At 72.6% G+C, this 12,071-nt stretch carries 11 protein-coding genes; 7 read left to right on the top strand and 4 right to left on the bottom strand.

Annotation, left to right across the window (positions count from 1 at the left end; translation table 11 throughout):
• Position 1: 1 nt before the first annotated feature.
• Positions 2-2,125 (bottom strand): DNA topoisomerase (ATP-hydrolyzing) subunit B, encoded by a 2,124-nt coding sequence (gene gyrB, locus KR546_RS02065; protein ID WP_238443043.1) that lies wholly within the window; start codon positions 2,123-2,125, stop codon positions 2-4.
• A gap of 326 nt (positions 2,126-2,451) precedes the next feature.
• Between gyrB and KR546_RS02060 the strand changes: the two genes are divergently transcribed.
• From KR546_RS02060 to menC, 3 genes are read left to right on the top strand one after another with little or no spacing between them, the layout of a single operon-like run.
• Positions 2,452-3,579, top strand: a complete 1,128-nt coding sequence (locus KR546_RS02060; protein ID WP_238443042.1) for a M20 family metallopeptidase — start codon at positions 2,452-2,454, stop codon at positions 3,577-3,579.
• Positions 3,576-4,415 (top strand): GNAT family N-acetyltransferase, encoded by an 840-nt coding sequence (locus tag KR546_RS02055; protein ID WP_238443041.1) that lies wholly within the window; start codon positions 3,576-3,578, stop codon positions 4,413-4,415. The genes KR546_RS02060 and KR546_RS02055 overlap by 4 nt, the downstream gene beginning before the upstream one ends.
• Positions 4,416-4,436: 21 nt before the next feature.
• A complete protein-coding gene (gene menC / locus KR546_RS02050; RefSeq protein ID WP_238443040.1) occupies positions 4,437-5,582 on the top strand; it encodes an o-succinylbenzoate synthase in 1,146 nt (381 codons plus the stop codon).
• An 18-nt stretch (positions 5,583-5,600) separates the two neighbouring features.
• On the opposite strand, the gene KR546_RS02045 is transcribed toward menC, so the two are convergent.
• Positions 5,601-6,197 (bottom strand): biotin transporter BioY, encoded by a 597-nt coding sequence (locus KR546_RS02045; protein ID WP_238443039.1) that lies wholly within the window; start codon positions 6,195-6,197, stop codon positions 5,601-5,603.
• Between the two features lie 228 nt (positions 6,198-6,425).
• On the opposite strand from KR546_RS02045, the gene KR546_RS02040 reads away from it, so the two are divergent.
• The 3 genes from KR546_RS02040 to KR546_RS02030 all read left to right on the top strand — a co-directional run bounded on the left by KR546_RS02040 (position 6,426) and on the right by KR546_RS02030 (position 9,638).
• Positions 6,426-7,787 (top strand): NAD-dependent succinate-semialdehyde dehydrogenase, encoded by a 1,362-nt coding sequence (locus KR546_RS02040; protein ID WP_238443038.1) that lies wholly within the window; start codon positions 6,426-6,428, stop codon positions 7,785-7,787.
• Positions 7,788-7,925: 138 nt separating this feature from the next.
• Positions 7,926-8,678 (top strand): SDR family NAD(P)-dependent oxidoreductase, encoded by a 753-nt coding sequence (locus tag KR546_RS02035; RefSeq protein WP_238443037.1) that lies wholly within the window; start codon positions 7,926-7,928, stop codon positions 8,676-8,678.
• A 114-nt stretch (positions 8,679-8,792) separates the two neighbouring features.
• Positions 8,793-9,638, top strand: a complete 846-nt coding sequence (locus tag KR546_RS02030) for a chromosomal replication initiator protein DnaA (RefSeq protein WP_238443036.1) — start codon at positions 8,793-8,795, stop codon at positions 9,636-9,638.
• A gap of 1 nt (position 9,639) precedes the next feature.
• Here KR546_RS02030 and KR546_RS02025 read toward each other — a convergent pair whose 3' ends face one another.
• Positions 9,640-10,446 (bottom strand): SDR family NAD(P)-dependent oxidoreductase, encoded by an 807-nt coding sequence (locus tag KR546_RS02025; protein WP_238443035.1) that lies wholly within the window; start codon positions 10,444-10,446, stop codon positions 9,640-9,642.
• A 143-nt stretch (positions 10,447-10,589) separates the two neighbouring features.
• Positions 10,590-11,507 (bottom strand): Fpg/Nei family DNA glycosylase, encoded by a 918-nt coding sequence (locus KR546_RS02020; RefSeq protein WP_238443034.1) that lies wholly within the window; start codon positions 11,505-11,507, stop codon positions 10,590-10,592.
• Between the two features lie 132 nt (positions 11,508-11,639).
• Between KR546_RS02020 and KR546_RS02015 the strand changes: the two genes are divergently transcribed.
• A complete protein-coding gene (locus KR546_RS02015; RefSeq protein ID WP_238443033.1) occupies positions 11,640-12,032 on the top strand; it encodes a TOBE domain-containing protein in 393 nt (130 codons plus the stop codon).
• The last annotated feature ends 39 nt before the right edge of the window (positions 12,033-12,071 follow it).

The raw sequence follows: 12,071 nt of genomic DNA, 5'->3' as shown, positions 1-12,071 counted from the left end.
GTCAGACGTCGACCGTGGCGTACCGGGCGTTGGTCTGGATGAAGTCGCGCCGGCTGGGGACGTCGTCGCCCATCAGGATCGAGAACATCTCGTCGGCGGCCGACGCGTCGTCCAGGGTCACCAGGCGCAGCATCCGTCGCTCCGGGTCCATCGTGGTCTCCCACAGCTGCTCGGGGTCCATCTCGCCCAGGCCCTTGAAGCGCTGCACGTCGACCTTGCCACCCTCGGGGAGCTCGGCGAAGATCGCGTCGCGCTCCGGGTCGGTGTAGGCGTACTCGACCCAGTTGCGTCGTCGCGAGTGCTTGATCTGGTACAGCGGCGGCTGGGCGAGGTAGACGTAGCCGGCCTCGATCAGCGGCTTCATGTGCCGGAACAGGAACGTCAGCAGCAGGGTCCGGATGTGGGCCCCGTCGACGTCGGCGTCGGCCATCAGGATCAGCTTGTGGTAGCGGGCCTTGCCGGCGTCGAAGTCGTCGGCGAAGCCGGTGCCCATCGCGGTGATGAGCGCCTGGACCTCGTTGTTGCCCAGCACCTTGGGCAGCCGGGCCTTCTCGACGTTGATGATCTTGCCACGGATCGGCAGGATGGCCTGGAAGCCACGGTCCCGGGCCATCTTGGCCGAGCCACCGGCCGAGTCCCCCTCGACGATGAACAGCTCGGACTCGGCCGGGTCGCGGGACTGGCAGTCGGCCAGCTTGCCGGGGAGCGAGGTCGACTCGAGCAGCGACTTGCGCCGGGTGAGGTCACGGGCCTTGCGTGCCGCGATCCGGGCCTGGGCCTCGCCCTCGGCCTTGGAGATGATCGCCTTGGCCTCCGTCGGGTGCTCGCCCAGCCACAGCTGCAGGTGCTCGTAGGTGGCCTTCTGCACGAACGACTTGACCTCGGTGTTGCCGAGCTTGGTCTTGGTCTGGCCCTCGAACTGCGGGTCGGACACCTTCACGGAGATGATCGCCACCAGGCCCGAGCGCAGGTCGTCACCCGTGAGCGAGTCGACCTCCTTGGAGCGCAGCAGGTTCTTGTCCTTGGCGTGGCGGTTCATCGCCGACGTGAGGGCCGTGCGGAAGCCCTCCTCGTGGGTCCCGCCCTCGTGGGTGTTGATCGTGTTGGTGAAGCTGAGGATCGAGTCGGTGAAGTCGTTGATCCACTGCAGCGACACCTCGACCGACTGCGGGCCGTCCGCCCCGTTCTCCTCGGTCTCGAAGTGGATCGGCTCGTGCAGGCCGTCCTTGTTGCGGGTCGTGCGGATGTGGTCGACGAAGTCGGCCAGCCCGTTGGGGGCGTGGAAGTCCCAGTGCCGGGTCGCCTCGTCGGCGTCCTCGACCTGCAGGCCCCCGTCGGTGCGCTCGTCGTCCAGCGACAGCCGCAGGCCGGCGGTCAGGAAGGCCGTGTCCCGCAGCCGCCGGATGATCGTGTCGACCGTGTACTCGGTCGTGTCGAAGATCTCGTGGTCGGGCCAGAAGGTGATCTCGGTGCCGGTGTCGTCGGCGTCACCGACCCGCTCGATCGGGCCCTGGGGCATCCCGCGGACGTAGGTCTGGGTCCAGATGGCACCGTCGCGACGGATCCGGGCGACCAGCTTCTCGGACAGGGCGTTGACGACCGACACGCCCACGCCGTGCAGCCCACCGGAGACGGCGTAGGCCTGGGAGTCGAACTTGCCGCCGGCGTGCAGCACCGTCAGCACGACCTCCAGGGCCGGCCGGTTCTGCTTGGCGTGCATGTCGACCGGGATGCCGGAGCCGTCGTCGACGACGCGGACCCCGCCGTCGGCGGTCAGCGTGACCTCGATGTGGTCACAGCGACCGGCCAGGGCCTCGTCGACCGAGTTGTCGACGACCTCCCAGATGAGGTGGTGCAGGCCACGTGGCCCGGTCGAGCCGATGTACATGCCGGGCCGCTTGCGCACGGCTTCCAGGCCTTCGAGCACGGTGATGTTCTTCGCGCTGTAGTCCTGGCGGGCAGCGGGCTCGACGGCTTCCACTTCATGGCTTTCGACGGGCGGGTGGTGACGGTCGCGTGCGTGGGTGCGTGGGTGCGTGGGTGCATCCGGGACGGGTGGCGAGGTCGCGGGCGCTTCGTGGTCAGCCGAGGACCCGTCTGCGACGACTCCGCGGAGCTCGTTCATGGCCACACGCTGCCACCGGGACGCGGCGTCCCGGGGACCGCGGGTCGACACCCCCGCGACGTTGCGGACGCCGGGTCGTCGGACGGGGGTCCGAGGGCCACAGAGACGCTCCGCAGGACCGCCGGAACACGCACCGTTGCACGTTCCACAGGGTACTCGACCGGGCTGCCCGGGACCGGCATCCAGCCCGTCCCCGGGACGGCGGTCAGCGGGCCCCTCCGGACCCACCACGACCACGGGACGAGACCGGCCCACCGGTAGGGTGCTGGCTGTCCGGGACCATCCCGGGCTCCCGGCCGCGACCACTCGACCCAGGACGCCAGACCATGTCATCCGCAGTCACCGAGCCGGCCCTGTCCGCGCTCGTCGACGACATCGCGACGCTGGTGCGTGTCGAGTCGCCGTCGTCGGACCCCAGCGCCCTGGAGCACAGCGCGTCCACGCTGGCAGGGCTGGGCGAGGAGCGGCTGGGGACCCCCGCCGAGGTGCTGGTCGACGACGGCGTCCCGCACCTGCGCTGGCGACTGGGCACCGGACCCCGGCGTGTCCTGCTGCTGGGCCACCACGACACCGTGTGGCCGCTGGGCACGCTCGCGGAGATGCCGTTCGCCGTCACCGACGGCGTCATGCGCGGTCCGGGCTGCTTCGACATGAAGGCCGGCATCGTGCTGGCCATCCATGCCATCGCGGACCTGGCACGCGACGACCCGGCGGCCGTCGACGGGGTGACGCTCCTGGTGACCGGCGACGAGGAGGTCGGCTCCACGACGTCACGGGACCTGATCGAGTCCGAGGCGGCCGACCACGAGGCGGTGCTGGTGTGCGAGCCCGGCATGGCCGACGGTGCGGTCAAGGTCGCCCGCAAGGGCGTGTCGCTCTACACCGTCACGGCCCACGGCCACGCCGCACACGCCGGCCTCGACCCCGAGCAGGGGGTCAATGCCCTGGTGGAGCTGGCCCACCAGGTCCCCCGCATCGACGCACTCGACGACCCGGAGTCGGGCACGACCGTGACCCCGACCCTGGCCACGGCCGGCACGACCGTCAACACCGTGCCCGACCGGGCGACCGTGCAGGTCGACGTCCGGGTCGCCACCGACGCCGAGCAGGCCCGGGTCGACGCCGCCATGCACGCCCTGACTCCGGTCCTGGACGGCGCCCGGCTGGAGGTGGCCGGCGGCGCGAACCGACCACCGATGGCTCCCACGACGGGAGCAGGGCTGGCCTCCCTGGCGGTCGGCGTGGCCGAGCGTCTCGGGATCGGGCCACTGCCGACCCGGGCGGTCGGCGGCGCGTCCGACGGCAACTTCACCGCGGGGATCGGCGTACCCACCCTGGACGGGCTGGGACCCGCCGGTGCCGGTGCCCACGCCCGCGACGAACACGTGCTGGTCGACTCGCTGGTCCCCCGCCGACGGCTGCTGACCGGGCTGCTGGAGGAACTGCTGTCGTGACCGTGACCGAGCCGCGGATCGACCTCGTCCACGACATGGACGACCTGTACGCGGCCGCCGACCTGTGGCGGACCGTCTGGGGAGGCACGGCGTGGCCGGTGCAGGCCTCGTTGCTGCGCGCCAACGTCCATGCCGGCAACTACGCGGCGGGCGCGTGGCTCGGCGACCGGCTGGTGGGCGCCAGCATGGGCTTCCTGGCGCACCCGGGATCGCCGGTCCTGCACTCCCACATCACCGGCGTGCTCGCCGACGCGGCCGGTCACGGGGTCGGCCGGGCGCTGAAGGCCCACCAGGCCAGGTGGTGCACCGACCACGGCATCGACGTGGTCACGTGGACCTACGACCCGTTGGTGGCGCGCAACGCGTGGTTCAACCTCTCCCGGCTCGGGGTCACCGTGACCGAGTACCTGGTCGACTTCTACGGCGACATGCCCGACGCGGTCAACCGGGGCCAGGGCAGCGACCGGCTCCACGTGGCATGGGACGTCTCGACGTGGTCCGACGAGTTCGAGCCCGCGCCTGCCGTCCCGGCGACCGCCGACGCCGAGCCGGTCGTCGTGCTCCACGACGACGGGGACCGGCCGCGGTCGACCGGGGCCACCCCGGGACCCGACGACGTGGTGGCCGTGGCACTGCCCGCCGACGTCGAGGACCTCCGCCGCCGTGACCCGGACCTCGCGGCACGCTGGCGCCACGCCGTCCGCGACGCCATGGCCGACCGCCTGGGTGGCCCGGACCGACCCGGCGGCTGGCGCTTGGCGGGCTTCACGCGTGACCGGCACTACCTGTTGGTCCCGGGTGACCCCGTGACCGCGTCGCCGTCCGACCCCGCCTGACCCATCGACCCCGAGGGACCCATGCAGCTGCACCGTGTCGAGCTCGTCCGGCTCCGGCTCCCCCTGGTGGCCCCGTTCACCACCTCGTTCGGCACCCAGGAGACCCGGCTCGCCCTGCTGGTGCGGGTCGAGGCCACCGCCGCGGGGCCCGGCGGCCAGCCGGTCGACGTCGTCGGGTGGGGCGAGTGCGTGGCCGGCGAGCACCCGCTGTACTCGTCCGAGACCGTCGCCGGGGCGAGCCACGTGCTGGCGACGTACCTGGTGCCGATGGTGGTCGCCGCCGGCGACGAGGCTTTGTCCGCCGACGCCGTCCACGCGGTCCTGCGCCCCATCGTCGGCCACCACATGGCCAAGGCCGCCCTGGAGATGGCCCTGCTCGACGCGGAGCTGCGTGCCCGCGACCAGTCCCTCGCCCGGGCACTGGGCGCGACCCGGGACCGGGTCCCGTCGGGCGTCTCGGTCGGGCTGCACGACACGATCGGTGACATGGTCGACACCGTCGGCGACTACCTCGACCAGGGCTACGTCCGGATCAAGCTCAAGATCAAGCCGGGCCACGACGTCGAACTGGTCCGCGCGGTCCGGGAGGCGTACGGCGACGTGCCCCTGCAGGTCGACGCCAACGCGGCCTACACGCTGGCCGACGCCGACCACCTCGCCGAGCTGGACGAATTCGACCTGCTGCTGGTCGAGCAGCCACTGGCCAACGACGACCTGTGGCAACACTCCCTGCTGGCCCCACGGTTGGCCACCCCGATCTGCCTCGACGAGTCGATCGAGTCGGTGGCCGACACCGACGCCGCCCTGGACATGGGTGCCGCCAGCATCATCAACGTCAAGCCGGGCCGGGTCGGGGGCTACCTGCAGGCCAGGGCGATCCACGACCGGTGCCGTGAGCGTGGGGTGGTCGCCTGGGTCGGCGGGATGCTCGAGACCGGGCTGGGCCGGGCCGCCAACGCCGCCCTGGCCGCGATGGACGGGTTCACGCTGCCCGGCGACGTCTCCGCGTCGTCACGGTTCTACCGCGAGGACGTCACCGAGCCCTTCGTCCTGGAGGACGGCCACATCCGCGTGCCGGCCGGCCCCGGCCTGGGTGTCGAGCCCCTGCCCGAACGCCTCGAGGCCCTGACCGTCGACCGCCGGGACGTGCACCCGGCGACGGCGTGACGACCCGGCCGGATCGGCTCAGTCGGTCAGGCCACGACGCTCGGACCAGCGCCACGCCATCGGGATCAGCAGGGTGGCCATCGCGCCCTTCAGGACCGCTCCCGGCAGGAACGGGTAGACGCCGACCGCCATCGCCTCCGGCAGGTCGTAGCCGAGGGTGACCATCAGCCCGACGACCCCCAGGGCCAGGATCACCACCGTGCCGATGCCGAAGGTCACGGCAGCCTTGCGGGCGGTGCGATCCCCGCCTCGCTCGGCCATCCAGCCCATCAGGGCGGCGGCCAGGACGAACCCGACCAGGTAGCCGATGGTGGGACCCACCAGGTGGTCGGCGCCGCCCGCGCCACCGGAGAACACCGGCAGCCCGACGGCACCCATCCCGAGGTAGGTCAGCATCGACAGGCCCCCCAGGGTCGCGCCCAGGCTCGCGCCCACGACCAGGACCGACAGGGTCTGGGCGCTGATCGGCACCGGCCACAGCGGGATCTCCCACTGGGCGGTCAGCGCCGTGACGACGGCTCCACCGACGACCAGGGCGACCTTGACCCAGGTGCGATCGGGCGTGATCGCCAGTGCGAGTGGTCGTGCGGGAGCGACGGACGAGACTGCCGACATCGAGGATCCTTCGTGCGAACCGTCCTGCCACCTCGGCAGGCACCGGACCACACCCTAGCCACCACGACCTGCCCGCCCCCGCTGCTCGTCGAGTGTGCGGATCGAGGCCGCCGGTGGCCCCGGGCCGCACACTCGACGTGCGGGGGTCGGGGGTGGTGGATCGGCCGGCCTCCGCCACGACCGGCGGGTTACGGTCGAAACGACGGCTGCCCCACTGGAGGCCACACGATGCTCACGACCATCAACCCCACGACCGGCCAGCAGGTCGCGACCTGGGAGACCCACGACGCCGACCAGGTCACGACGGCACTGGCGCGCAGTTGGGACGCCTTCGGGGACTGGCGTTCGGCGGGCCTGGCGCGTCGCACCGAGGTGCTCGCTGCCGCGGCCGACGAGCTGGACCGGCGGCGCGACGAGCTCGCCGAGCTGATGGTCACCGAGATGGGCAAGACCCTGGCGGCGGCCGGCTCCGAGGTCGACAAGTGTGCCTGGGCCTGTCGCCACTACGCCGAGCACGCCGCGGGCTACCTGGCCCACGACGTCATCGAGACCGACGCCGCCCGCAGCTACGTCCGGTTCGACCCGCTGGGGCCGATCCTGGCGATCATGCCGTGGAACTTCCCGTTCTGGCAGGCCTTCCGCGCGCTCGCCCCGGCGCTGGCGGCCGGCAACACGATGCTGCTCAAGCACGCCTCCAACGTGCCGGGCTGCGCCATGGCGATCGAGGAGGTGCTGACCGCGGCCGGTGCGCCCGACGGCGTGTTCACCACGCTGCTGATCGGGTCGGACCCCATCGACGACATCATCGCCGACCAGCGGATCCGCGGCGTCACCCTGACCGGGTCCGAGCCGGCCGGGCGGGCCGTCGCCGAGCAGGCCGGGGCCCACCTCACGCCGACCGTGCTGGAACTCGGTGGGTCCGACCCGTTCATCGTCCTGCCCGACGCCGACATCGACCACGCCGCCGAGGTCGCCGCGAGCTCGCGGCTGATCAACAACGGCCAGTCGTGCATCGCCGCGAAGCGCTTCATCGTGGTCGGGGACGCCCTGGAGCCGTTCACCGAGGCGTTCCGGGCACAGTTGGCCGAGGCGACGGTGGGCGACCCGATGGAGGACGACACCGACGTCGGGCCGCTCGCCCGCGAGGACCTGCGCGACGACCTCCAGGACCAGGTCCGACGCTCGGTCGACGACGGGGCGCGACTCGTCCTGGGTGGCGAGGTGCAGGACCGGCCCGGCTGGTTCCACGACGTCACGCTGCTGACCGACGTCGACATGCGCCACGCCGCCGGCTGGGAGGAGACGTTCGGCCCGCTCGCCGCGGTCCTCCCGGCGGCCGATGAACAGGACGCGGTCGCCCTGGCGAACGCCTCGCGCTTCGGCCTGGGCGCCGCCATCTTCAGCACCGACGTCGAGCACGCCCAGGAGGTGGCCGCGCAGGTCGAGTCGGGAGCCGTGTTCGTCAACGAGCTCGTGAAGTCCGACCCCCGGGTCCCCTTCGGTGGTGTCAAGGACTCCGGCTACGGCCGCGAACTGGGCGAGTACGGCGCCAAGGCGTTCACCAACGCCAAGACGATCTGGGTGTCGTGAGGTGACGTCGCCGCCGACGCGTGGATCGGGACGTTCGGCCCGGTGGGGGACGGTCGTCCAGACGGGTCGGGGCATGCGTGGGGGTCCTACGGTCGGGGCAGGGTCGGGACCGGCCCCACGACGACCAGGAGGTCCACGATGACGCACCACCTCGACTTCGACGGCAAGGTCGCCCTGGTGACGGGCGCCGGCAGTGGCATCGGGGAGGCGTGCGCGCGACGCCTGGCCGAGGGCGGTGCACAGGTGCTGGTGGTCGACCTGGACGAGGACGGCGGGTCCCGGGTCGCCGACGACCTGGGCGACGCCGCACGCTTCTTCGCCGCCGACGTGTCGTCGCCCGAGGCCAACGAGGCGATGGTCGCCGCAGCCGTCGACGCGTTCGGTGGCCTCGACATCGCGGTCAACAACGCCGGGATCGGTGGCGCCCAGGCGCCGACCGGCGAGTACCCGATCGACAGCTGGCAGCAGGTGATCGACGTCAACCTCACCGGGGTGTTCCTGGGGATGCGCCACGAGATCCCCGCGATGCGGGAGCGCGGCGGGGGCAGCATCGTCAACATCGCCTCCATCCTGGGTTCGGTCGCGTTCGCCACCTCTCCCGCCTACGTGGCGGCCAAGCACGGCGTGGTCGGCCTGACCAAGTCGGCGGCCCTCGAGCACGCGGCCGACGGGATCCGGGTCAACTCGATCGGCCCGGCGTTCATCAACACGCCCCTGCTGGAGGCCAACCTCGAGCAGGAGGTGCTGGACCAGCTCGCGGGCATGCACCCGATCGGTCGGCTGGGCGAGGCCGACGAGGTCGCCCAGTTCGTCGCGTTCCTCGCCTCCGACGCGGCATCGTTCGTGACCGGGTCCTACCACCTGGTCGACGGCGGCTACACCGCGCAGTAGGCGGCCCTCGCCGGGGGGTCGCGGCGGGACGCCGGTCCCTGCCGGAGGCCACCCGGGCTGGGGTAGGGTCGTCAGCGGTGCAACCGGCACCGGTCAAGACCACCCGGGGGATCCATGGCCTGGTCGACCGCTCGCGTCGCCGCGGCCACGGGCGTGGCCGCCGTCGTCGTGCTCGCGGGGATCGCCAGCGCCCAGGAGGGCGACCCGACGCCACCCGTGCCGACGCCGTCCGCCAGCGCCGACACCGACGTCACGCCCTCCCCCACCGTGGGTCCCACGACGACCCCTGCCCCGACGGCCAGCGCCGCGACGTCCGACGAGTCCACGGACGACGCGAGCCCGCGCGAGGAGCCCTGTGGACCGCCGCCGCATGCCGGACCGAAGGACGAGGACCGCGACGGACCCGGACCACCCGACCACGCCGGTCCCAAGGACAAGGACCGTGACTGCGACGACGAGGACGCCGGGGACCAGGGCGAGGATTCCCGGGCGGGGACCGATGAGGGCGACGACGCCACGGGCCAACGCTGCGGGCCGCCGGACCACGCGGGGCCACCGGAGCATGCCGGGCCCAAGGACAAGGACCGCGACGGACCCGGGCCGCCCGACCACGCCGGCCCACCCGACCACGCGGGACCCAAGGACAAGGACCGGGGCTGCGACGACGAGGCGGGCGAGGCGGGCGAACGCTGCGGGCCGCCGGACCACGCGGGGCCACCGGAGCATGCCGGGCCCAAGGACAAGGACCGCGACGGACCCGGACCGCCGGACCACGCCGGACCACCCGACCACGCCGGACCCAAGGACGAGGACCGGGGCTGCGACGACGGCCCGGCCGCGGCCTCGAGCTCCCGCGACGACGACCCGGACGCCGGGCGCGCCTGCCAGCAGGCAGAGGGCGACGAGGCCTCCCCCTCCGAGGACGACGACTGCCCGCGCTACCACGGGCCCGAGGACTGACTCAGGTCCGTTCGGGCGCGTCCACCTCACGGTCGGCGACCGACCGGACCTCGGGGTTGACGTTGGCGCCCAGCATCCGGACCACGGCCGGGATCAACCGCGGGGCGATCGACCTCGTCGCCGTCGCGATCGCCCAGGCACGGGGCACGTGCACCTGCCCGGCCCCGCCGGGCCCGGCCTGCAGGACCGCCTCGGCGACGGCGTCCGGCGTCGACACGGCCCAGCGCGTGCGCGGGTTCTCCACCAGCTCGGTCTGGGGGAACCCCTCGGTCGCGACGAACCCGGGCACCACCAGGCCGACGTGCACGTCGGTCTCCTCGAGCGCGAGCCCGTCCGAGAAGGCACGAACGGCGGCCTTGGCCGTGGAGTAGCCGATCGCACCCGCGCGGGAGATGAAGCTGGAGACCGACGCGACCGTCACGATCGCGCCCCCGCTGCGACGCAGTGCCGGCAGGAGCGCCGCCACCATCGCCACGACTGCGTCGAGGTTGAGCGCCAGGTGCTGGCGGATCCCCTCGGGGCCGGTGTCGGCGAACGTGCCCGGGAACCTCGCACCGGCGTTGTTGACCAGAAGGTCCACGACACCGTCGTGGCGCACCTCGACCGCCGAGCGCACCCTGGCCGGTGCCTCTGGGTCGGTCAGGTCCACCGCGACCACGGTGGCACCACCCAGCTCGGTGGCCAGCGCCTCCAGCCGGTCCCGCCGGCGGGCCACCAGCACCAGGTCCCAGCCGTCGGCGGCCAGGCGCCGGGCCGTGGCCTCGCCGATGCCGCTCGACGCTCCCGTGACCACCGCGACCCGTGCCATCCCGTCCTCCTCAGCGACGAAGTCCCACGATAGGCCCACCGGGCAGGACGGGTCACGCCACCGACTGCAGCACGCCGAACCCCGCCACGCGATGGCGTTCGGGACCGCACATCCCGGCAACGAACGCCACGGGACCTGCGGTGTCAGTCGGCCTCGGCCTCGTCGATCGTCGAGGGCCAGTCGTCCTTGAGGATGCGCGACAGCGACCGGTCCTTCAGGAGTCGGCCCTCGGTCTGGCACCGCGGGCAGTAGTTCGTCTCGTTGTCGGCGTAGCGGATCCGGGCGATCGGGGTGCCGCACACCGGACAGGGCTGCTCGAAGCGACCGTGGGCCGCGAAGTCGTCGCGGAAGGCGGTGACCTTCGTGGGGAAGCCGTCCCCGGTCTCGTCGCGCAGGCGCCGCTGCCACGTCGTCAGCACCTCGACGGTGGACTCGTACAGCCGGGTCAGCTCGTCCTCGTCGAGCTGCTGGGTGCGCGCCACCGGCGACAACCCGGCGGCGTGCAGGATCTCGTCGGAGTAGGCGTTGCCGATCCCCGACAGGACGCGCGGGTCGGTCAGGCCCCGCTTCAGCGTCCGGTTCGTGGCGGTCACTGCGGCGACGAACCCGGCGCGATCGGTCTCGAGCGGCTCCAGTCCCCCGCGGTCGTGGTCGGCCAGGCCCTCCTCGCGCACCACGGCCAGCCGCGCCCGCTTCTTCGTCCCCGCCTCGGTCAGCACCAGGGCCCCGACCGGCTCGCCCCCCGGCGTCTCGACGTCGAAGGCCGCCAGCCCGATCCGGCCCGGGACCTTGGCACCGAACTCCTCCCACCGCAGCCGGCCCGCGACCATCAGGTGGAGCACCCCGAACAGCGGCTGGGGGTCGACCTGTCCGAACACGAACACGATCCGCTTGCCGAGCCGACGCACGTCGGTCACGACCTGTCCGTGCAGCGCGTCCACCGGGGGGTCGAAGGTGCTCAGGAGCGTGAACGCCCGGATCCGGGCGTTGGCCAGCACGTTGCCGACCATGCGCGCACGCAGTGCCGCGCGGTAGTCCTCGATGTCGGGAAGTTCTGGCATGGCGGGCCTCGTGATCCACCGTCGGGGCGACCACACGGTAGGTCGTCGATGCGTGATCCTGCGGGAATCGACCTGTCGATCCATCATACCTAGGTAGTATCGAAGCAAATCGACATCGTTCCAAGGTTCAGGATGGACGACCACCTGCGCATCGGCCAGGCCGCAGGCCTGCTGGACGTGTCGGTCGACACCCTCCGGCGCTGGGCCGACGACGGCGAGCTGACCGTCACCCGGTCCAGTGGCAACCAGCGCCTGGTGCCGCTGGCAGAGGTCCGCCGCCTGCTGACGGCGCGACGCCCCGAGCCCCCCGTGGTCCAGGCCACGTCGGCCCGCAACCAGCTGCCCGCGGTGGTCACCGCCGTCGTCGAGGGCACCGCGGCCGGCACGGTGGAGATGCAGGCCGGCCCGCACCGACTCCTCGCACTGACCACCGCCGAGAGCATCCGCGAGCTCGACCTCGCCCCCGGAACCGAGGTCATCGCGACGATCAAGGCAACCAACGTGGTCGTGGGACTGCCCGAGTGACCGGGGACCGCCACGTCGATCACCGCCCGGGTGGACCGG

The organism is Salsipaludibacter albus, assembly GCF_019798055.1.
In the GTDB taxonomy this organism is placed as follows: domain Bacteria; phylum Actinomycetota; class Nitriliruptoria; order Nitriliruptorales; family Nitriliruptoraceae; genus Salsipaludibacter; species Salsipaludibacter albus.
This window is presented reverse-complemented; position numbering and strand designations above follow the sequence as displayed.

Excerpts from the sequence above, each read along its gene's own strand:
- KR546_RS02045 (WP_238443039.1), bottom strand. The coding sequence starts at position 6,197 with ATGTCGGCAGTCTCGTCCGTCGCTCCCGCACGACCACTCGCACTGGCG.
- gyrB (WP_238443043.1), bottom strand. The coding sequence starts at position 2,125 with ATGAACGAGCTCCGCGGAGTCGTCGCAGACGGGTCCTCGGCTGACCAC.
- KR546_RS02025 (WP_238443035.1), bottom strand. The coding sequence starts at position 10,446 with ATGGCACGGGTCGCGGTGGTCACGGGAGCGTCGAGCGGCATCGGCGAG.
- KR546_RS02040 (WP_238443038.1), top strand. The coding sequence starts at position 6,426 with ATGCTCACGACCATCAACCCCACGACCGGCCAGCAGGTCGCGACCTGG.
- KR546_RS02060 (WP_238443042.1), top strand. The coding sequence starts at position 2,452 with ATGTCATCCGCAGTCACCGAGCCGGCCCTGTCCGCGCTCGTCGACGAC.
- KR546_RS02030 (WP_238443036.1), top strand. The coding sequence starts at position 8,793 with ATGGCCTGGTCGACCGCTCGCGTCGCCGCGGCCACGGGCGTGGCCGCC.
- KR546_RS02015 (WP_238443033.1), top strand. The coding sequence starts at position 11,640 with ATGGACGACCACCTGCGCATCGGCCAGGCCGCAGGCCTGCTGGACGTG.
- menC (WP_238443040.1), top strand. The coding sequence starts at position 4,437 with ATGCAGCTGCACCGTGTCGAGCTCGTCCGGCTCCGGCTCCCCCTGGTG.
- KR546_RS02035 (WP_238443037.1), top strand. The coding sequence starts at position 7,926 with ATGACGCACCACCTCGACTTCGACGGCAAGGTCGCCCTGGTGACGGGC.
- KR546_RS02020 (WP_238443034.1), bottom strand. The coding sequence starts at position 11,507 with ATGCCAGAACTTCCCGACATCGAGGACTACCGCGCGGCACTGCGTGCG.